This window comes from Streptomyces sp. NPDC104106 (assembly GCF_055584345.1).
Map to the genome: position 1 here is coordinate 76,076 of NZ_JBVJMF010000010.1, position 19,147 is coordinate 95,222.

At 73.1% G+C, this 19,147-nt stretch carries 17 protein-coding genes; 3 read left to right on the forward strand and 14 right to left on the reverse strand.

Features of this window, described 5'->3' with window-relative positions:
• Window positions 1-21: 21 nt before the first annotated feature.
• The 9 genes from ACZ60X_RS23740 to ACZ60X_RS23780 form a co-directional block, all read right to left on the reverse strand.
• Window positions 22-840 (reverse strand): TrmH family RNA methyltransferase, encoded by an 819-nt coding sequence (locus ACZ60X_RS23740; protein WP_469601794.1) that lies wholly within the window; start codon window positions 838-840, stop codon window positions 22-24.
• 129 nt (window positions 841-969) lie between these two features.
• Entirely contained in the window at window positions 970-2,202 is a 1,233-nt protein-coding gene (gene cobA, locus ACZ60X_RS23745) for a uroporphyrinogen-III C-methyltransferase (RefSeq protein WP_469601796.1), read from the reverse strand.
• 163 nt (window positions 2,203-2,365) lie between these two features.
• Window positions 2,366-6,670: a nicotinate-nucleotide--dimethylbenzimidazole phosphoribosyltransferase gene (cobT, locus tag ACZ60X_RS23750; RefSeq protein WP_469601798.1), complete on the reverse strand. Its 4,305-nt coding sequence runs from the start codon at window positions 6,668-6,670 to the stop codon at window positions 2,366-2,368.
• A 345-nt stretch (window positions 6,671-7,015) separates the two neighbouring features.
• Entirely contained in the window at window positions 7,016-8,245 is a 1,230-nt protein-coding gene (cbiE, locus tag ACZ60X_RS23755; RefSeq protein ID WP_469601803.1) for a precorrin-6y C5,15-methyltransferase (decarboxylating) subunit CbiE, read from the reverse strand.
• A 122-nt stretch (window positions 8,246-8,367) separates the two neighbouring features.
• Entirely contained in the window at window positions 8,368-9,006 is a 639-nt protein-coding gene (locus ACZ60X_RS23760; RefSeq protein ID WP_469601809.1) for a GNAT family N-acetyltransferase, read from the reverse strand.
• A gap of 167 nt (window positions 9,007-9,173) precedes the next feature.
• Window positions 9,174-10,013: a MetQ/NlpA family ABC transporter substrate-binding protein gene (locus ACZ60X_RS23765; protein ID WP_469601811.1), complete on the reverse strand. Its 840-nt coding sequence runs from the start codon at window positions 10,011-10,013 to the stop codon at window positions 9,174-9,176.
• Window positions 10,014-10,082: 69 nt separating this feature from the next.
• Complete coding sequence (locus tag ACZ60X_RS23770) at window positions 10,083-10,844, reverse strand: methionine ABC transporter permease (protein WP_469601814.1); 762 nt, start codon at window positions 10,842-10,844, stop codon at window positions 10,083-10,085.
• Window positions 10,841-11,890: a methionine ABC transporter ATP-binding protein gene (locus tag ACZ60X_RS23775; RefSeq protein WP_469601816.1), complete on the reverse strand. Its 1,050-nt coding sequence runs from the start codon at window positions 11,888-11,890 to the stop codon at window positions 10,841-10,843. Before ACZ60X_RS23775 ends, ACZ60X_RS23770 begins: the two co-directional genes overlap by 4 nt.
• A gap of 344 nt (window positions 11,891-12,234) precedes the next feature.
• Window positions 12,235-12,885 carry an HAD family hydrolase gene (locus ACZ60X_RS23780; protein WP_469601819.1) on the reverse strand — a complete coding sequence of 217 codons (651 nt, stop codon included), beginning with the start codon at window positions 12,883-12,885 and terminating at the stop codon, window positions 12,235-12,237.
• An 88-nt stretch (window positions 12,886-12,973) separates the two neighbouring features.
• Between ACZ60X_RS23780 and ACZ60X_RS23785 the strand changes: the two genes are divergently transcribed.
• Both ACZ60X_RS23785 and ACZ60X_RS23790 read left to right on the forward strand, forming a co-directional pair.
• Window positions 12,974-13,333: a hypothetical protein gene (locus ACZ60X_RS23785; RefSeq protein WP_469601821.1), complete on the forward strand. Its 360-nt coding sequence runs from the start codon at window positions 12,974-12,976 to the stop codon at window positions 13,331-13,333.
• Entirely contained in the window at window positions 13,314-13,754 is a 441-nt protein-coding gene (locus ACZ60X_RS23790; RefSeq protein WP_469601824.1) for a hypothetical protein, read from the forward strand. Before ACZ60X_RS23785 ends, ACZ60X_RS23790 begins: the two co-directional genes overlap by 20 nt.
• Here the strand turns inward: ACZ60X_RS23790 and ACZ60X_RS23795 are convergent.
• From ACZ60X_RS23795 to ACZ60X_RS23805, 3 genes are all read right to left on the reverse strand, one after another.
• Window positions 13,744-14,241, reverse strand: a complete 498-nt coding sequence (locus tag ACZ60X_RS23795; RefSeq protein WP_469602385.1) for a GNAT family N-acetyltransferase — start codon at window positions 14,239-14,241, stop codon at window positions 13,744-13,746. The two genes, ACZ60X_RS23790 and ACZ60X_RS23795, sit on opposite strands and share 11 nt — an antisense overlap.
• Before the next feature lie 44 nt (window positions 14,242-14,285).
• A complete protein-coding gene (locus ACZ60X_RS23800) occupies window positions 14,286-14,792 on the reverse strand; it encodes an RNA polymerase sigma factor (protein ID WP_469601826.1) in 507 nt (168 codons plus the stop codon).
• 93 nt (window positions 14,793-14,885) lie between these two features.
• Window positions 14,886-16,070, reverse strand: coding sequence for a glycerophosphodiester phosphodiesterase (locus ACZ60X_RS23805; RefSeq protein WP_469601829.1), 1,185 nt, complete (start codon window positions 16,068-16,070; stop codon window positions 14,886-14,888).
• Between the two features lie 254 nt (window positions 16,071-16,324).
• Here ACZ60X_RS23805 and ACZ60X_RS23810 point away from each other — a divergent pair, with 254 nt between their 5' ends.
• Window positions 16,325-16,996, forward strand: a complete 672-nt coding sequence (locus ACZ60X_RS23810) for a lysophospholipid acyltransferase family protein (protein ID WP_469601831.1) — start codon at window positions 16,325-16,327, stop codon at window positions 16,994-16,996.
• Window positions 16,997-17,048: 52 nt separating this feature from the next.
• Here the strand turns inward: ACZ60X_RS23810 and ACZ60X_RS23815 are convergent, their stop codons facing one another.
• Together ACZ60X_RS23815 and ACZ60X_RS23820 are read right to left on the reverse strand one after the other, a co-directional pair.
• A complete protein-coding gene (locus ACZ60X_RS23815; RefSeq protein ID WP_469601834.1) occupies window positions 17,049-18,572 on the reverse strand; it encodes an MFS transporter in 1,524 nt (507 codons plus the stop codon).
• Complete coding sequence (locus tag ACZ60X_RS23820) at window positions 18,569-19,120, reverse strand: TetR/AcrR family transcriptional regulator (RefSeq protein WP_469601837.1); 552 nt, start codon at window positions 19,118-19,120, stop codon at window positions 18,569-18,571. The genes ACZ60X_RS23815 and ACZ60X_RS23820 overlap by 4 nt, the downstream gene beginning before the upstream one ends.
• Window positions 19,121-19,147 lie beyond the last annotated feature (27 nt).

Genomic DNA, 19,147 nt, shown 5'->3' on the forward strand with positions numbered 1-19,147 from the left:
CCTCCGCTACGGAGACGGCCGTCAGGACCGGGGGCGGCCGGTCGCCACGGCGTAGAAGGCCACCGCGGCGGCCGCGCCCACGTTGAGCGAGTCGACTCCGTGGGACATCGGGATGCGAACCCATTCGTCGGCGGCGACCAGAGCCTGGGTGGACAGCCCGTCGCCCTCGGCGCCCAGCATCAGGGCGACCCGGTCCATCGTGTGCGGAGCGGCCTCGTCGAGGGAGCGGGCCTTGTCGTCCGGGGTGAGCGCGAGCAGCGTGAAGCCGGCCTCGCGGACCGACTCCAGCCCCTTGGGCCAGGTCTCCAGCCGGGCGTACGGCACCGAGAAGACCGCGCCCATCGAGACCTTGACGCTCCGCCGGTACAACGGGTCGGCGCAGTCCGGCGACAGCAGGACGGCGTCCATGCCGAGCGCGGCCGCCGAGCGGAAGATGGCACCGATGTTGGTGTGGTCGTTGACCGACTCCATGACCACGACCCGGCGGGCGGAGCGCAGCAGTTCGCCGGCCGTGGGCAGCGGCTTGCGCTGCATGGAGGCGAGGGCGCCGCGGTGCACGTGGTAGCCGGTGACCTGTTCGGCGAGTTCGGGGCTCACGGCGTAGACCGGGGCGGGCAGTTCGTCGATGACATCGCGCATGACGTCGATCCACTTGGCCGAGAGCAGCATGGAGCGCATCTCGTAGCCGGCTTCCTTGGCCCGGCGGATGACCTTCTCGCCCTCGGCGATGAACAGGCCTTCGGCGGGCTCGCGCTTGCGGCGCAGTTCGACGTCGGTCAGCCCGGTGTAGTCGGCCAGACGCGGGTCGTCGGGGTCCTCGACGGTGATGAGATCGGCCACAGGGTGATACTGCCTTGTCCTGGGTGTGCTGCCAACGGCTGGGACGGTACGGGTTACCCCGGGTTACGCGTGATCAAGCCATGGGTCACGCGGTATCGAGCCATGGGGCGTGCCCGAGCGGGCCATGCGTCACGCGATCGGCTCCGGGCCGACCCGCACGACCTCGCCGACGACGATGACCGCCGGGGGCTTGACGTCCTCGGCGCGGACGGCCTCGGCGACCGTGGCGAGGGTGGCGTCGACGCGGCGCTGCGCGGCCGTCGTGCCCTCCTGGACCAGGGCCACGGGCGTGTCGGGGGACTTGCCGTGCGCGACGAGCGTCTCGGCGATCCTGCCGATCTTGTCGACGCCCATCAGGATCACGAGCGTGCCGGTGAGCTTGGCCAGCGAGGGCCAGTCGGCCAGGGAGCGCTCGTCGTCCGGGGCCACATGCCCGCTGACGACCGTGAACTCATGGGCGACGCCCCGGTGGGTGACCGGGATGCCTGCCGCGCCGGGCACCGAGATGGAGCTGGAGATGCCGGGGACGACCGTGCACGGGATGCCGGCCTCGGCGAGCGCCTGGACCTCCTCCATGCCCCGGCCGAAGACGTACGGGTCGCCGCCCTTGAGCCGGACGACCGACTTGCCCCGCTTGGCGTGCTCGATGAGCGCGTTGTTGATGGCCTCCTGGGCCATGAAGCGGCCGTACGGGATCTTCGCCGCGTCGATGACCTCGACGTGCGGCGGGAGTTCGGCGAGCAGGTCGCGCGGGCCGAGCCGGTCGGCGATCACGACGTCCGCCGCGGCGAGCAGGCGGCGCCCGCGGACCGTGATCAGGTCGGGGTCGCCGGGGCCGCCGCCGACGAGGGCGACGCCGGGGGTGCGGGTGCGGTGGTGGGGTGCCACCAGGGTGCCGTCGCGCAGCCCCTCGACCACCGCGTCGCGGATGGCGGCGGTGTGCCGGGGGTCGCGGCCGCGCGCGTCCGTGGTGAGGACGGCGACGGTGACGCCCTCGCTGTGCCCCGTCGCCGGGGTCCAGGCGGTGGCCTGGTCGGCGTCGTCGGAGCGGACGCACCAGACGCGGTTGCGCTCCGCTTCGGCGGACGCCCGCGCGTTGGCCTCGGAGTCGCTGGTGGCGATGAGGGCGTACCAGGCCCCGGCGAGGTCGCCGTCCTGGTACGGGCGCCGGATCCAGGTGATCTCACCCGTGTCCGCCATGGCCTCGACCGAGGGGGTCGCCCCGGGTGATACGACGACGACGTCCGCGCCGGCCGCGATGAGGGCCGGGAGGCGGCGCTGGGCCACCGTGCCGGCGCCGAGGACGACCACGCGGCGGCCGGAGAGACGGAGGCCTACGGGGTAGGCGGGGTGTTCGGCCATGGCGGTGGCTCCTCCGGTGGCTCGCGGTGGCGCTGACGTGCGGATTTTACGTGGGGGGCGGTGAAGGACGGCTGCGGTGTCCGAGGGCTGGGCAGTGCCGCCCGGCGCGGGCGCGTGCCACGAGGGGCCCGGCACCTCGGTCCCGGGCCCCTCGTGGTCGCCGCTACTTCTCGGTCACTCCCGCCGAGTCGAACGTCGCCACCTCGTGCATCGCCCGTGCCGTGCTCTGGACCAGCGGGAGGGCCAGCAGCGCGCCCGTGCCCTCGCCGAGGCGCAGGTCGAGGTCGACCAGCGGGCGCAGGCCCAGCTTGTTGAGCGCCGCCACATGGCCGGGCTCCGCGCTGCGGTGGCCGGCGATGCAGGCCGCGAGCACCTCGGGGGCGATGGCGCGGGCGACCAGGGCCGCGGCGCCGGCGCTGACGCCGTCCAGGATCACGGGCGTACGCAGCGAGGCGCCGCCGAGCAGGAGGCCGACCATGGCCGCGTGCTCGAAGCCGCCGACGGCCGCGAGGACCCCGAGCGGGTCGGCCGGGTCCGGCTGGTGGAGTTCCAGGGCGCGGCGGACGACCTCGGTCTTGCGGGCCAGCGTCTCGTCGTTGATGCCCGTGCCCCGGCCGGTGACCTCGGCCGGGTCGGCGCCGGTGAAGACGGAGATCAGCGCGGCGGACGCGGTGGTGTTGGCGATGCCCATCTCGCCCGTGAGCAGCGCCTTGTTGCCGGCCGCGACCAGGTCGCGGGCGGTCTCGATGCCCACCTCGATGGCCGCCCGGGCCTCCTCGCGGGTCATCGCGGGGCCGGTGGTCATGTCCGACGTACCGCCGCGGATCTTCCGGGGCAGCAGGCCGGGCGTCGCCGGCAGGTCGGCGGCGACGCCGACGTCCACGACGCACACCTCGGCACCCACCTGGGCGGCGAAGGCGTTGCAGACCGCTCCCCCGCCGAGGAAGTTGGCCACCATCTGGGCGGTGACCTCCTGCGGCCAGGGGGTGACGCCCTGGGCGTGCACGCCGTGGTCGCCCGCGAAGATGGCGACGGCGGCGGGCTCCGGGATCGGCGGCGGGCACTGCCGGGACAGCCCGGACAGCTGCGCGGAGATGATCTCCAGCATGCCGAGCGCGCCGGCCGGCTTGGTCATGCGCTTCTGGCGCTCCCAGGCCTCACCGAGGGCCTTGGCGTCGAGCGGGCGGATCTGTGCGACGGTCTCGGCAAGCAGGTCGTGGGGTTCCTCTCCGGGCAGGGCGCGGCGGCCGTACGTCTCCTCGTGCACCACCCAGGACAGGGGGCGTCGCTTGGACCAGCCGGCCTGCATCAGCTCGGGCTCGTCCGGGAACTCGTCGACGTACCCGACACACAGGTACGCGACGACCTCCAGGTGCTCGGGCAGGCCGAGCGCGCGGACCATCTCCCGCTCGTCGAAGAAGCTGACCCAGCCGACGCCGAGGCCTTCGGCGCGGGCGGCGAGCCAGAGGTTCTCCACCGCGAGCGCCGAGGAGTAGGGCGCCATCTGCGGTTGTGTGTGACGGCCGAGGGTGTGCCGGCCGCCGCGGGTGGGGTCGGCGGTGACGACGATGTTGACCGGCGTGTCGAGGATGGCCTCGATCTTCAGTTCCTTGAACTGCTTGGCCCGGCCCTTCGGCAGCGACTTGGCGTACGCCTCGCGCTGTCGCATCGCCAGTTCGTGCATCGTCCGCCGGGTCTCGGCGGAGCGGATGACGACGAAGTCCCAGGGCTGCGAGTGGCCCACGGAGGGCGCCGTGTGGGCGGCCTCCAGGACGCGCAGCAGCACCTCGTGCGGGATGGGGTCGCCGCGGAAGCCGTTGCGGATGTCGCGGCGCTCGCGCATCACCTTCAGGACGGCCTCGCGCTCGGCGTCGTCGTAGCCGGGCGCCGCCGGGCCGGTGGAACGTCGTTCTTCCGCCACTGCGGCCGTGCTCTCTTCATCCTGGTCGGCGGCCCTGGTCTGCAGGTCCTCGGCGTGCTGTACGACATCGGGGGCCGGCACGGCCGCGGGCTCGCCCTCGCGGGGGGCGGGCACCGTGGCCACCGGCTCCTGCGTGGCCTCCGTGGGGAGGATCAGGGGCTGCGGCGGGGTCGGCGCCAGGTGCGGGGTGGTGGGCACCTGGCCCTCGACCGGCACGAACTGCCCCAGCGGCTGCTCCGGATGCGGCTCCAGCGGCACCTGGGAGGGCAGCGGGTCGGCCTGCTCGGCGGCGGTGACCTGCTCCTCGACCGCTTCAGAGGGTGCGGTGGCGGCACCGGCGGGGCCGGTCGCGTCGGCAGGGGCGGCGGCCGGTGCCGGGACGGCGGACTGCGTCTGCGGGCCCGCGGGCGCGCCGGGATCGGTCACGGGAGCCCCTTCGGGAGCGGCGGGCTGCTGGACGGCGTCCTGGGCGGTCGGCTCGGACGGCGTCTGCGACGCGGCGGCGGCCTGGGCCTCCGGCGCGCTCGGCAGCGCTTCGGCGGCGGGCGCGGCAGGCGCGAGGGGCTCGGCCAGCTGGGGGCCCTGGGCCGGGGTGGCGGGGGCCTCGACGGCGGCGTCCTGCGCCGGGGTGGCCGCGAGGACGTCGGTCCCGGCCGTCTCCGCGGCGGCAGCCGGGGCAGCGGACTCGGGCGGGGCCGTCGCCTCGGGGGCGGGTACGGCTTCGGCGGCGGGCGTGAGCTTAGAGGCGCCGATCTGAGCGTCGGCGGGTTGAGGAGCGGCGCAGTGGACCTCGGCGGGCTGGACCTCGCCGGGCTGGACCTCGCCGGGCTGGACCTCGCCGGGCTGGACCTCGCCGGGCTGCGCAACGGCGGGAGCCCCCGCCGCGGGCACCTGCGGCTCCGCCACGCCGGGCTGGGCCTCCACGCCGTCGCCCTGAGGGGCGACGGGGATGGGCGCGGCCTGGTCGGTCACGGCGGCAGCCGGATCGGTCGTGACCGCGGCCGGACCGCCGTCGGCGGTGGCCGGATCGGCGGCGGCGGCAGCCGGGTCGGTGACAGGAGCGGACACATCGGCCACAGGGGCCGCCTGGTCGGCCACGGCGGCAGCCGGACCGGTGCCCGCGGCCGGAGTGGCCACGGGGACGGCCTGGTCGGTGACCGGGGCGGCCGGGTCCGGATGCTGCGCCGGGGTGGCCGGCTCCGCCTGGGCCGTGGCCGTCTGCGCGGCGGCCTCGGCGGAGGCGGCTCCCGGAGCGGCCTGGGCGGCGGCTTGCGACGCCCCCGGTGCGGATCCACCGTCGACGGCCTGGACCGCGCCTTCCACGCCGCCGACGTCCTGGGCGGCCAGCGCGACCGGCACTGCCTGCGCCTGGGCCTGGGCCGACGGCTCGCCCTCGCCCGGCTCGGCCGCGTCGGACGGCTGGACGGACTCGACGGGCCGCGCCGGTCCGGACGGCGGGGCGACGGTGCCGTCCGCGCCCGGTTCCGCCTGCGGTGCCTCGGACGGCGCGGCCGCGTCCGGCATCACAGGCGCCTGCGGCTCCTCGACGGCGACGGCGACCTGCTCGGCGGGGCCCACCGGAGTCTCGTCGGTCTCGTCCGGCTCCTCGGAGAGGGCGGGCGCGGCCTGCGTCACCGGGTGCCCCTCGGCCGCGGCCGCGTCGCCGCCGGGCATGGCCTGGCCGGCGGTCCCGGAGACAGGCTGGGTGGCGTTCTCCGCGCCCTGCTCAGGGGCGAGCGGTGCGACACCTTCCGGGGACGCCTCGGCGGGAGCCGCGTACACCCCGTCGTGGCCGTGCGCGGGCTGCACGCCGTCGTGGCCGTGCACCACCTGGACGGTGTCCGGCGCCGGCGCGGCCGCCTGGGCGGCGGTCTCCGGCGCGGCGGTCTCCGGGGTGCCGACGGCCTCCACCGGGGCCGCGGCGTCCGCCGCGGTCATGACCGGGTCAACCGTTTCGGCAACCGGGGCCTGTGCGTCGGCCCCGGCCGCGGGGCCGGGCACCGGCGCCGCGCCCCAGGGGGCGGCGCTCTGCGGGGCCATGTCACCCAGCGGCTGGGCGTCGAGGTACTCGGGGCCCGGCGCCGGGACCGGGGCGGGCTGGCGCACCGGCGCTCCGGCCGGACCGCGGTCGGCGAGGGAGCGGACCGGGCTGGCGGAGGCGTCGGGGATCGGCGGGCCGAGGTGCAGCGGGCGGCGCGGCGGCTGCGCGGCCTGCTGGTCCTGCGGCGCGGTGAGGACGGGGGACGGCGGCACCGGCCCGGGGGCCGGGCTCGGCAGCCGGACGCCGCTGAGGTCGACCGAGCCGCTGTCGCGGCCGGCCGTCTCGTGCGGGCCCGGCTCGTGGACGGCCTCGACGACCGGCTCCGGGGCGGGCGGCGCCACCTCGTTGCCCCACGCGCTCTGGGCACCGGGCAGCAGCAGCTCTTCGTCCTCGGCGGGTGCCTCGGCGAGGTAGGTGTACGCACCGTGCGCGGCAACGCCCGGCTGCTCCACCATGCCTGCGCTCTCCGGCTGTCCCTCGCCCGGGATCTGGCCGGTGTCGGTCATGCGTACCCCTCGCCCATCGGTTAGTGCTCTCCTACGACCAGCTCACCCGGAACGGCGCACCGACCGCCCGCAGTGAAGAACGAGCGTCCGTGCCCAGCGGCACGAACGACCCGCCGGAAAAGGCGACAAAGCCATTCAGTGGCATTGTCCCGGCCGTTGCGCCATCGCGACAGCATGATCCGCGACAGCCCGCTGTGGACTGCGCCACGTTGCGCGTCCTCCGGTTTCGCAGTACCACACCCACCCCAAAACGGGCGCGCTTTCCGGACATTGGCGAACGAAGTTCCGGGCCGCCGGTGCGGTACAACGATCGGCCAGCCTACCCCGCGCAGTACGACAACAGGATCACGGGGCGCGATGGAGAACACCGCTGAGCAGGAACACGACGTTCCGCTCGGTCTCGGTCCAGGCGCGGGTGTCGAGGGCGACGGACTGGAGCAGGGCGCACTCGACGCGGTAGCCGTGCTCGGTCAGGTCGCGGCCGACGAGTTCGGCCGCGTCGCGGGTCGCGGCGTGCGTGACGATGCGCTCCGGGCGCCGGTCGGCGACCGCCGAGACGACGGCCGCGCCTCCCCCGCCCACCCGTACGACATCGGGCTCGGGCAGGTCCTCCAGCACGTGCGGGGCGCTGCCGTGCACCACCTGGAGCTGGACCCCGAACCGGCGTGCGGCGTCGTCGGTGCGGGCGCAGGCGCCCGGGTCCCGGTCGACGGCGATGACGGCGGCTCCGGCGCGCGCGGCCTCGGTGGCGAACGCGCCGGAGCCGCAGCCGATGTCCCAGACGAGGTCGCCGACCCGGGGGCCGAGCCGGGCGAGTTGGGCGGCGCGCAACAGCTCCGTCTCGCCCTCGCCGAGACCGGCTCCGGTTCCGCCGCCGTAGGACTCGTCGGGCTGCACCCAGCCGCGCGGGCCGGTCCCCGGGTCGCGTCCGGCGATCCAGCCGCCGCCCTCCCCCGCGGCGCCTCGCGCGGCGGGCCCGCCGATGACGATGACGACGTTGGGGTCGCGCCAGGTGTGGTCGGCGGCCTTGTCCGAGGTGACGACGCTGACCCGCTCGTGCGCGGTGCCGAGTTCCTCGCAGATGACGAAGGTGCGGTGGACGCCGTCGAGCAGCAGGCCGAGTTCGGCGGGGCCGGCGCCGGGCGAGGTGAGGACGGCGACCTTGGTGTGGGCGCGGCAGACGTTCACGGCGCGGCGCAGGGTGCGGCGGTGGGCGACGACCACCTGGGCGTCGTCCCAGGGCATGGCCGCGCGGGCGAAGGCGGCGGCGACGGAGGAGACGGCGGGGACGACCTCGACCTCCAGGCCGTACTCCGGTGCGCGCAGGGTGCGTACGACGCCGAAGAAGCCGGGGTCGCCGTCGGCGAGCACCACGGCGGTGCCGCGGTGGGCGGCGATGCGGCGGGCGGCCAGCGCGACGCTGCCGAGGCGGATGCGTTCGGCGGCGGGCGGTACCTCGGGCAGGGCGAGATGGTGGCCCGCGCCCGCCACGAGCGTGGCGGCGCCGAGCGCGGCGCGTGCCGCGGCGGTCAGCGGCGAGCCGTCCCAGCCGATCACCGTCACCCGGTCGGCCATCGTCGTCAGTCTCCAGGTTTTCGCAGGTCGTCAGGGGTACGGGCCCATGGGTGGGCTGGTTGAGGGTACCCGGTGGAGCTGTCGGAAGCGCGCCGCGCCGGGACCCGTCCTCGGCCCGGCCGTCAGTTCCAGTCGGAGTAGGACGTGTAACCGCCGGTGTCGGCGAGCTGCTCGTCGGCGCCCTCCAGGTCCTCCGGGAGAAGGCTCCAGACGATGTAGTCGCTGCGGACGTCGGTCCAGGTGCCGTTCTCGGCACGGACGCGGACTATGCAGGCGTTGCGCAGGACGCCCTCGCTGATGCAGCCGATCTTCTGGGCGACCTGCTGGGCGGCGGCGTTGTCGGCGGCGGTGCGCAGTTCGACGCGCTCGAACCCCTGGTCCCCGAGGAGCCAGTGGGCGGTGGCGAGCGCGGCCTCGGAGGCGTAGCCCTCGCCACGGGCCCAGGGCGCGACGATGTACGACATCTCGGTGGAGCGCACGTGCCAGTCGGTCCTGGCGAGCTGGACGACGCCGACCAGGCGCTGGGTGAGGAACTCGGTGACGGCGAGGTCGAGGCCGCGGCCGGCGGTGCGTTCGGCGGGGGCGTACCGGGTGATCCAGTGGCGGGCCCGGTCCTCGCTGTACGGCTGCGGGACGCCGGTCCAGGCGCCGACCTGCTCGTCGTTCATCATCTCGGCCAGTGCGGGCGCGTCGTCCGGGTCGAGGGGACGCAGCACCAACCGCTCCGTGCTGATGGAGATGTTGGGGAAGGTGCTCGTCATGCGCCGCTCCGTAACCTTCGGAAGAACTCGAAAGACCGTCAGGGCCGTCAGGGCCTGCTGAACTGCCCAGCATGCAGCATGAGACCACCGAACCGCACGACGGGGTCCGCTCCCGCCGCGGCGCGGGAGCGGACCCCGTCGTGCGTCATGGCGCCGTGGACGGTCCGTCAGTTCTGGTCGACCGGCAGGACGGATCCCTTGTACCTGTCCTCGATGAACGCGCGCACCTCGGGCGAGACGAGCAGCTTGGCGAGCTTCTTGACCCGCGGGTCGTTCTCGTTGCCCTTCTTCACGGCGAGGAAGTTGGCGTACGGGTTGTTCTTCGCGGACTCCAGCAGGACGGCGTCCTTGGCGGGCTTCAGCCCGGCGGAGATGGCGTAGTTGCCGTTCACCACGGCCGCGTCCACGTCGTCCAGGGAGCGCGGGGTCTGGGCCGCCTCGACCTCCTTGAACTTCAGGCCCTTGGGGTTCTTGGCGATGTCCTCGGGGGTGGCCTCGCTGCCGGTGCCGGACTTGAGGGTGATGAGCCCGTTGTCGGCGAGCAGCTTCAGGGCGCGGCCCTCGTTGACGGCGTCGTTCGGGACGGCGACGGTCGCACCGCTCTTCAGCGCGTCGGCCTTCTTGACCTTGTGGGAGTACAGGCCGAGCGGCTCCAGGTGCACCGTGACGACGGGCACGATGTGGGTGCCGCGCTTCTTGTTGAAGTCGTCCAGGTACGGCTGGTTCTGGAAGTAGTTGGCGTCCACCGAGCCGTCCTCGGTCGCCGTGTTCGGCGTGATGTAGTCCGTGAACTCCTTGACCTGCAGGTCGAGTCCCGCCTTCTTCGCCAGGTTGTCCTTGACGAAGTTCAGGATCTCGGCGTGCGGGGTCGGGCTCGCGGCGACGACGAGCGGGCCGCTGTAGTCGTGGGAGGAGCCGGAGGAGCTGGAGGAGCCGCAGGCGGACAGCCCGAAGGTGAGGGCTCCGGCGGCGAGGACGGCGGTGGTGAGCTTGGCGGTGTTACGCACGAAAAGTGCCTTTCCTTAAGGGTGGTGCGACCCCGTCGTGGGTGGGCGGGGAGTCCGGGGGGAGGGTGCTCAGGCGACCGTGCCGACCTCGGCGGCGGGCTCCTGGTCCTTGCCGGCCGCGGGGGACTCCTCGGCCTTGAGCAGGCGGAGCCTGGGCGCGGGGCCGGAGCGGGCGCCCCGGCGGTGCAGCGAGCGGGCGGCGAAGTCGCCGGCGAACTGGATGACGGAGATGGCGACGGCGAGGATCGCGACGGTGATCCACATCATCTGCGTCTCGAAGCGCTGGTAGCCGTAGCGGACGGCGAGGTCGCCGAGGCCGCCGCCGCCGACCGTGCCGGCCATGGCGGAGTAGCCGATGAGGGCGATGACCGTGGTGGTGGTGCTGGCGATCAGGGACGGCAGGGCCTCGGGGACGAGGACCTTGCGGACGATCGTCCAGGTGTTGCCGCCCATCGACTGCACGGCCTCGACCAGGCCGTGGTCCACCTCGCGGACGGCCGTCTCGACCAGGCGGGCGAAGAAGGGGATGCCGCCGATGGCGAGCGGCACGATCGCGGCGGTCGTACCGATCGTGGTCCCGGTGACCCAGCGCGTGAAGCTCATCAGCGCGACCATCAGGATGATGAACGGCATGGACCGGCCGATGTTCACGATCTGGCCGATCACCTTGTTGGCGACGAGGTTCTGCAGCAGGCCGCCGCGGTCGGTGAGGACGAGGAGGACGCCGAGCGGGAGTCCGGCGACGACGGCGATCACGGTGGACCAGAAGACCATCGTGAAGGTGTCGTTACACGCCTGCTGCAGCAGCGGCTGCATCTCGGACCAGGTCACTTGGCACCATCCTTCACCAGCACGGGCTCCTGGCCCCGGCCCTCGTGGCCGATGACGTCGATCTGCAGGCCCTGCTCGCGCAGGAAGCCGACCGGCACCACGTTGTCCTCGTAGCGGCCGGGCAGTTCGATGCGCATCCGGCCGATCTGCAGGCCGCCGACGGTGTCGATGGCGGCGCCGAGGATCGAGATGTCGATGTTGTAGGTGCGCGAGAGCTGGGAGATGACCGGCTGGGTGGCGGCCTCGCCGTGGAAGGTGACGTCGAGGACGGTCCGGTCGGCGCCGGTGCGCTCGCCGCTCACCGGGAACAGCGCGGCGGCGAGCGTGGAGCCCGGGGTGGCCAGCAGCTCGCTGACGGTGCCGGACTCCACGATCCGGCCCTTCTCCATGAGGGCGGCGGAGTCGCAGATCGACTTCACGACGTCCATCTCGTGCGTGATGAGCAGGACGGTGAGGCCGAGCTGCCGGTTCAGGTCGCGCACCAGTTGGAGGATGGAGCGCGTGGTCTCAGGGTCGAGGGCGCTGGTGGCCTCGTCGGAGAGCAGCACCTTGGGGTCGCCGGCCAGGGCGCGGGCGATGCCGACGCGCTGCTTCTGGCCGCCGGAGAGCTGGGCGGGGTAGGCCTTGGCCTTGTCGGCGAGGCCGACGAGGTCGAGGAGTTCGAGCGCCTTGCGGGAGCGCTCCTTGCCGGACGTGCCGAGGATCTCCAGCGGCAGCTCGACGTTGTCCTGCACGGTGCGCGTGGACAGCAGGTTGAAGTGCTGGAAGACCATGCCGATGCGGCTGCGCGCCCGGCGCAGTTCCCGGCCCGCGCGCGGGCCGCGGCCGGCGAGGGCGGTGAGGTCCTGCCCGGCGACGGTCACGGTGCCGGAGGTGGGGCGCTCCAGCAGGTTGACGCAGCGGATGAGGGAGGACTTGCCGGCGCCGGACTGGCCGATGACGCCGTAGACCTCGCCTTCGCGAACGTGCAGATCGACGCCGTCGAGGGCGGTGATCTCACGGCCGCGGGAGCGGTAGACCTTGGTCAGGCCCGAGGTGGTGATCACAGGATTTCCGTCACTGTCGAGTGCGCGGGCGTGGGTGTGCCCGGGCACGGGTGCATACGGTTCTGGCACGGGGAGCGGGTGTGCGTCTCGTACGGACTGCGGCGTACGGACATGCCACGGCTCTCGCTTCGGGGCGCGAGGCTCAGCTGATGCGGGGGCCCTCTAGAAGGCGCACATTCGACACATCAGGCGACACATACAACGAGCACCGGGCGTCATGGTCGCCTCGGTCGCAGGGGTGCGGCAGCTCGTCGTGGTCATGCGATCAGTAAAGCAGACGGACGCTCCTGACCGGTGACCGCTGTCCGCATGGTGGACAGCGGCGGACAACGGCGTCCGCGACGTCAGCGGCGGACGGAGATCTCCACGCCCGCGTCGGTGACCAGTGCGGACAACGCCGACAGGTCCTCCACCACGAGGTCGGCGTCCAGCTGCCCGGCGCGATGGGTTGTGGTCAACGCCACGGTGGTCATCCCGGCCGCGCGGCCCGCCCGGAGTCCGGCCGGGGCGTCCTCGAAGACGACGCAGCGGGCGGGGTCGACGCCCAGCCGCCGGGCGGCGAGCAGGTAGGGCTCGGGGTCGGGCTTGCCGCGCGTGATGTCGTCGGCGGCGACCAGGGTCTTGGGCAGGATGCCGACGGCATCGAGGCGGGCCTCGGCCAGGCGCCGGGTGGCGGAGGTGACGACGGCCCAGAGTTCGGCCGGCAGGGACGCCAGGAGATCGCTCGTGCCGGGCAGGAGCCGTACGCCTCCGTTCGGCACGTCCTCCACCTCCAACTGCTCGACCCGGGCGACGGCTTCCGGCACGACGCGGGCGGGCAGCAGGTCGGCGACTATCTCGGCGGCGGGCCGCCCGTGCAGCTCCACGCGCCGGAGTTCCTCGGCCGTGATCCCGTACTCCCGGGCCCACCGTGACCAGCAGCGCTCGACGGAGTCGAGGGAGGAGACGAGGGTGCCGTCGTTGTCGAAGAGGAGGGCCTGCGCGTGGATCGTCATACCCGGAACCCTACGGTGTGGTCTAGACCCTGCGGACTGAGGCGGGGTCGGCGGCCGGGGCCCGTTTCGGCCGTAATAAGGTCTCCGCATGCTCAATGCCCTGACGCTGGTGACCGGGATCACCGCGCTGCTGCTCGCCGCGTGGTGCGGCTGGGCCGCGTACCGCGACCAGCCGGCCAAGGACTGGCACTTCATCGGCATGGCCGTGGTGTCGCTCCTGGCCGTGATCCAGCTGGTGATCGGGATCGTGCAGCTGGCGCGGGGCCAGAAGCCGGACCAGGGCACGACGATCTTCGTGGCGTATCTGCTGGGCGCGTTCGCGTGTGTGCCGGCGGCGGGGATGATGTCGCTGGCCGAGCGGACCCGCTGGGGCTCGGTGACGGCGGCCGCCGGCGGTGTGGTGCTCGCCGTGCTGGAGGTGCGGCTCTATGACATCTGGGGAGGCTGACGTGACGGCGGCAGAGGAGAAACCGGCCCGGCTGATCAGCGGGCCGGGCATGCTGCTCGTCTGGTTCTACGGCGTGATGGTGGTCGGCGCGGTGTCGCGGTCGGTCTTCCAGATCGCGACGGACTTCCATCGGGCACCGCTGGCGTACTCGCTGTCGGCCGTCGCGGGCCTGGTGTACGGCTTCATCACCTACACGCTGATCCGGGGCGGCGAGACCGCCCGCAAGGCGGCGCTGGTGTGCTGCGCCGCCGAGCTCGCGGGTGTGCTTCTCGTCGGTACGTGGACCGTGGCCGACTCCTCGGCCTTCCCGGACGCCACCGTCTGGTCGGACTACGGGATGGGGTACGTCTTCATTCCCGTACTGCTGCCGATCTCCGCGATGTACTGGCTGCGGAAGTCGCGCGACACCGTCACGCCGTAGCGACGTACGTGCCCGCCTGCTTCTCCAGGATGATCAGCTCCACGCCGTCGGCACCCCTGGAGCGGCCCACGGTCTCGTAGCCGGAGCGGCGGTAGAGCCGGAGGTTGCCCTCGCTGCGGTGGCCGGTGAAGAGGCGGAACTTCCGCGCGCCCCGCTCCTGCACCAATGCCGCTTCAGCCGTGCGCAGCAGCCGCGCGCCGATGCCGTGGCCCTGGAGGCGGGGGTGGACGCAGAGCGTGCCGATGGCGGCGGCGCCGTCCTCGGTGACCTTGCCGCGCACGGAGCCGACCACCTCGTCGCCGAGCCGGGCGACGAAGACGCAGTCGGAGGCGACTTCCTGCCGGACGGAGTCCAGCGTCTGGACCAGCGGGTCGATGCGGTAGTTGCCGTACAGCGCCGCCTCGCTCTGGAAGCACAGGTACTGGAGCCTGAAGATCTGCTCCGCGTCCTGCTCGGTCGCCACCGAGATGGTCACGCTCATGCCCATGTGCGCACGCCTCCCGCTCACCTGATCACCTGTCGCTCTCACTCCTATCCCCGTGCTTCGCGCGCCGCAACCTCCGGGGTGAGCAAACGCCGTAGACATCCCAGACATCTGGAGCGTTCCGGGCCAAGACTGCCCTGTGAGATACCCAACTCCCCCGCGATCTCCCGGTATGTCGGGTCCTTCGAGGACAGCAGCGCCTCGATCAGCCGGGGGCAGCGGCCGGGCAGCCGGCGGACCGCCTCGCGCAGGGCGCGGTGCCGGGCGGCGGCGACCGCGAGCTGCTCGGGGCCGGCGCGGGTGTCGTCGGCCGGCTCGATGTCGTACGGGCGTTCGAGACGGGTGGTGCGGCGGCTGCGGCGGGCCTCGGCGCGGACGGCCTTGCGCAGCCAGCCCTCGGGGTCCGGGGGCGGCCCGTCGCGCTGCAGCCTCTCCAGCAGCCGGACCCAGACGGCCTGCTCCAGGTCGCCGGGCTCGCTCCCGGCCGCATATGCCTCGGCCGAGGCCTCGGCGGTGAGCAGCGGGCGCAGGGCCGCCACCAAGTCGTGCGTCATATGCGGAACGACGCGCCGCCCCGGGAGCAGGTTTCCGGGGCGGCGCGGAGTCAGCCCGAACGAGGCGCGGCCGGTCGAACGGTTGACGACGGCTCAGCCCGCTCGGCCGGCCAGGTGGTCGGCCCGGGCGAGCAGGGCGGTGTCGGCGTTGTCGGTGAAGACGCCGTCGATGCCGGTCGCGAAGTACGTACGGAACGCCCCGAAGGAGTCTCCGTAGGCGTCGGCCGCGCCGCCCCTGCGGTACTCGGCCGGCAGGAACGGGTTCTCGTTGCGCATGGTGTAGGGGTGCAGGACCAGGCCCACCTTGTGCGCGTCGCGGACGAGCGTGGTCGGCTCGCCCAGGGTGCCGTCCGCCTTCTTCGGGATGACCAGGTCCAGGGTCGGGCCGATGCCCTGGGCGTAACCGGCGATCTCGCGCAGCCCCTTGGGAGTGATGAGATCGGCGACCGTGCGCGGGTCACCCGCCTCGACGAAGTCGTAGGGGCGGCTGTCGGCGGAGGAGAGCAGCACGACGAGCGGGTTGTCGACCAGCTGGTTGAGCTTCTGGATGCTGGTGGGCTCGAAGGACTGCAGGATGACCGGCGAGTTCCGGCCGTCCTTGCCGTACTTGGCGAGCAGCTTCGCCACCCGCTCCTCCAGGCCGAGACCGAGCCCCCGGAAGTAGGTGGGGTGCTTGGTCTCGGGGTAGATCCAGACCTGCCTGCCGCGCTTGCGGGTCTGCTCGTCCTGCCACTTCAGGACCTCTTCGAACGTGGGGATCTCCCACCGCCCGTTGTAGAGGGTGTTGTGCGGACGGTTGGCCGGGACGCGCTCCACCGCGCGCAGGGTCTTCAGCTCGGCGAGCGTGAAGTCCTCGGTGAACCAGCCGGTGGTGGCGACTCCGTCGAGCACCTTGGTGGTCCTGCGGCCGGCGAACTCGGGATGGTCGGCGACGTCCGTGGTGCCGCCGATCTCCGGCTCGTGCCGGCAGACGAGATGGCCGTCCTTGGTGGGCACCAGGTCACCGGCCTCGACCACGTCGGCGCCGAGGTCGAGAGCCAGGTCGTACGAGCCGAAGGTGTGCTCGGGCCGGTAGCCGCTGGCGCCGCGGTGACCGATGACCGCGGGCTTCGGCAGGCTCTTCAGGCCCCGGCCCGCGGGCACGGCGGTCCGGGCCTGCGCCGCGCCCGCCGGCCCCGGCAGTCCGAGGACCGCTCCGCCCGCGCCGAACACCGCCGCGCCGAGGAGCGCCCGCCGTCCGGTGCCCTGTGTCTGCTCGTTCGTCTGCTCGCCGCCCATCAGCGTCTCCTGCCGTCCGCGTCCATGTCTTCTGAGCTCTTCGAAGTCGGGGCGATCGTAGGGTCGTACACGTGACCGAAGGGGGGCCTGTGCCGGAACAGCGGGGTGACGCCGTGTGTCCTGTGCGGTCTGTTGTGTCAACACTTCGTAAGACCTGAGCGAACCGGGCGTCCCCGATGTGCGTTCGGCGGGGGGCCGCGAGTAATGTCCTCACCTGCACAGACTCATAACGCCCCTCGACATCGGAGGACCCGTTGTCCCGCTTCCGGCTCATCAAGGCAGTGCTCGGACCGATCATGCGCCTGATGTTCCGCCCACAGGTGGAGGGCGTGGAGCACATCCCGGGGGACGGCCCGGTGATCCTGGCGGGCAATCACCTCACGTTCATCGACTCGATCGTGCTGCCGCTGGTCACCAAGCGGCAGGTGCACTTCATCGGCAAGGACGAGTACGTCACCGGCAAGGGTGTCAAGGGCCGGCTCATGGCGTGGTTCTTCACCGGCGTCGGCATGATCCCGGTGGACCGTGACGGGGCCAACGGCGGTGTGGCCGCGCTGATGACCGGACGGCGGATCCTGGAGGAGGGACGGATCTTCGGGATCTACCCCGAGGGCACCCGTTCGCCCGACGGCCGGCTCTACCGCGGGCGCACCGGCATCGCGCGGCTGACGCTGATGACCGGTGCGCCGGTGGTGCCGTTCGCCATGATCGGCACGGACAAGCTGCAGCCGGGGGGCCGGGGGATTCCGCGGCCCGGCAAGGTGACCGTTCGTTTCGGTGAGGCGATGGAGTTCTCGCGGTACGACGGGATGGACCGAGACCGCTATGTGCTGCGGGCGGTGACCGATTCCGTGATGGCCGAGGTCATGCGGTTGGGCGGGCAGGAGTACGTGGACATGTACGCGACGAAGGCGAAGGCCGCCTAGCGCCGCCGGCGGTACGGTCGGCCCAGCCCGGCGCCCCTTCGGGGCGCTCCCCTCACCCGGAGCTTTCCAGTTTCTGGTTCTTCAGCAAGAACCATGCCGCCACCGCCGTTCCGAGCAGGACCGCCGCTCCCGCGCCCGAGGCCAGGTGGAGGCCGTGGACGAAGGATTCGCGAGCCGCTGCCAGCATCTGCTGGGCCGGGTGCGAAGGCATCTTCGTCGCTGCCTCCACCGCCGCGCCCAGTGACTCGTGGGCCTGGGGCGGAGTTCCCGCGGGGCCGGTGAAGTCGCGGTAGACGCCCGTCACGATCGAGCCGAGCAGGGCGATGCCCAGGGCCGCGCCCAGTTCGTACGCCGTCTCGGAGACCGCGGAGGCTGCGCCCGCCTGCTCCTTGGGCACGCTGGAGAGGATGACGTCGGCCGTCACGGTGAAGGAGAAGCCGGCGCCGACACCGACGACCAGCAGCGCCGCGCCGAGGACCGGGTAGCCCGTGGACGCGCCCAGTGTCGTCAGCGCGGCGAGGGCGAGGCCCACCGCGGCGAGGCCGCCGGAGACCACGGCCCGTACCGAGAAGCGGCGGGCGGCACGGCCCGCCATCAGACCGGCCACCACCGCGCCGACGGCGGCGGGCAGTTCGGCGAGACCCGCCTCGAACGGGCGCCTGCCCTGGACGAGTTGCAGGTACTGGGAGAGGAAGAACACCAGGCCGGACATGCCGAGCACGGTCAGCAGGTCGGCGAGGACCGCCCCGCTGAAGCCGCGGCTCCTGAAGAGCCGCATGTCCAGCAGCGGGACCGGCATGGTGAGCTGGCGGCGGACGAAGCCGCACAGCGCGGCGGCGCCCAGCAGGCCGGCGGCGAGGGTGGGCCAGGTCGCGCCGTGCGTGGCCGCCTCCTTGACCGCGTACACGACGCCGATCATGCCGACCAGCGACAGCAGGACACTGGTCAGGTCCCAGGGGCCGGGGTTCGGGTTGCGGGACTCGGGCAGCGTGCGGATGCCGACGAGGACCAGCACCGCCATCACCGGGAGGTTGATGAGGAAGACCGAGCCCCACCAGAAGTGTTCGAGGAGGAATCCGCCCGCGATCGGGCCGACGGCCGTGCCGGCGGAGGCGGTCGCGCCCCAGACGCCGACGGCGAGGCTGCGCTCGCGCGGGTCGTGGAAGAGGTTGCGGATCAGGGCGAGGGTGGCGGGCATCAGGGTCGCGCCCGCGACGCCGAGCAGAGCCCGCGCCAGGATCATCAACTCCGGCGTCGCGGCATAGGCGTTGAGCACCGATACGGCGCCGAACGCCGTGGCGCCGCCGAGCAGGATCCGCTTGCGGCCGATGCGGTCGCCGAGGCTGCCCATGGAGACCAGCAGACCGGCGATGACGAAGGAGTAGACGTCGCCGATCCACAGCAGCTGGGTGCCGGAGGGGCCCAGGTCTTCGCTGATGTAGGGGGTCGCGAGGCCGAGGACGGTGGCGTCGACGGCCACCAGCAGCACGGCCAGGACGAGGACGCAGAGCGCGAGCCAGCGGCCCGGACGCTTCTCCGTCTCCGCCGCGCGGGCCGGCTGCACGGTGCTGGTCATGGTTCCTCTCTTCGTACGGCGCCGCCGAGCAGCAGCTCGGCGACCATGGTCGGAAAGTCCCGGGCGGCCACGCGGCCGTCCAGGATGGCCCAGGCGCAGGAGGCGGTCAGCCCGTACAGCGCCTCGGTGAGCCAGACCGGGGTGAGGTCGATGCGGAACTCGCCGGAGCGCTGCCCGCGCTGGAAGACCGCGCCGACACGGGCGTCCAGACGCTGCCAGCCGTCGTTCTGCCGCTCGCCCTCCCACAGCTGGCTCTCGCCGTAGAGGAAGGCCAGCAGTCCGGCGGCGGGCTGGATCTCGCGCACCAGTCTGCGGACGGCCTCGCTCGCGGACCCTTCGTCCAGCCGGGCGCGGTCCACGGCCGCCTCGCACTCCGCGATGCCGAGCGCCTCCAGCGCCCGCACGAGCGCGTCGCGCCCGGCGAAGTGGCGGTGCAGCGTGGCCCGGCTGATCCCGGCCGCCTTGGCGACCTCGTCCATGGTCGCGGTGGACTTGCGGGTCAGCAGGGCGGCTGCGCTGCGCAGCACGTGGTCACGATCCAGGGCCATGAGACAACAGTAGCCCATGTGAGACAT

Bases quoted from the DNA above. Each gene is read 5' to 3' on its own strand.
- cobA (WP_469601796.1), bottom strand. From the start codon at position 2,202: ATGGCCGAACACCCCGCCTACCCCGTAGGCCTCCGTCTCTCCGGCCGC.
- cobT (WP_469601798.1), bottom strand. From the start codon at position 6,670: ATGACCGACACCGGCCAGATCCCGGGCGAGGGACAGCCGGAGAGCGCA.
- cbiE (WP_469601803.1), bottom strand. From the start codon at position 8,245: ATGGCCGACCGGGTGACGGTGATCGGCTGGGACGGCTCGCCGCTGACC.
- ACZ60X_RS23760 (WP_469601809.1), bottom strand. From the start codon at position 9,006: ATGACGAGCACCTTCCCCAACATCTCCATCAGCACGGAGCGGTTGGTG.
- ACZ60X_RS23780 (WP_469601819.1), bottom strand. From the start codon at position 12,885: ATGACGATCCACGCGCAGGCCCTCCTCTTCGACAACGACGGCACCCTC.
- ACZ60X_RS23785 (WP_469601821.1), top strand. From the start codon at position 12,974: ATGCTCAATGCCCTGACGCTGGTGACCGGGATCACCGCGCTGCTGCTC.
- ACZ60X_RS23790 (WP_469601824.1), top strand. From the start codon at position 13,314: ATGACATCTGGGGAGGCTGACGTGACGGCGGCAGAGGAGAAACCGGCC.
- ACZ60X_RS23795 (WP_469602385.1), bottom strand. From the start codon at position 14,241: ATGGGCATGAGCGTGACCATCTCGGTGGCGACCGAGCAGGACGCGGAG.
- ACZ60X_RS23800 (WP_469601826.1), bottom strand. From the start codon at position 14,792: ATGACGCACGACTTGGTGGCGGCCCTGCGCCCGCTGCTCACCGCCGAG.
- ACZ60X_RS23805 (WP_469601829.1), bottom strand. From the start codon at position 16,070: ATGGGCGGCGAGCAGACGAACGAGCAGACACAGGGCACCGGACGGCGG.
- ACZ60X_RS23815 (WP_469601834.1), bottom strand. From the start codon at position 18,572: ATGACCAGCACCGTGCAGCCGGCCCGCGCGGCGGAGACGGAGAAGCGT.
- ACZ60X_RS23820 (WP_469601837.1), bottom strand. From the start codon at position 19,120: ATGGCCCTGGATCGTGACCACGTGCTGCGCAGCGCAGCCGCCCTGCTG.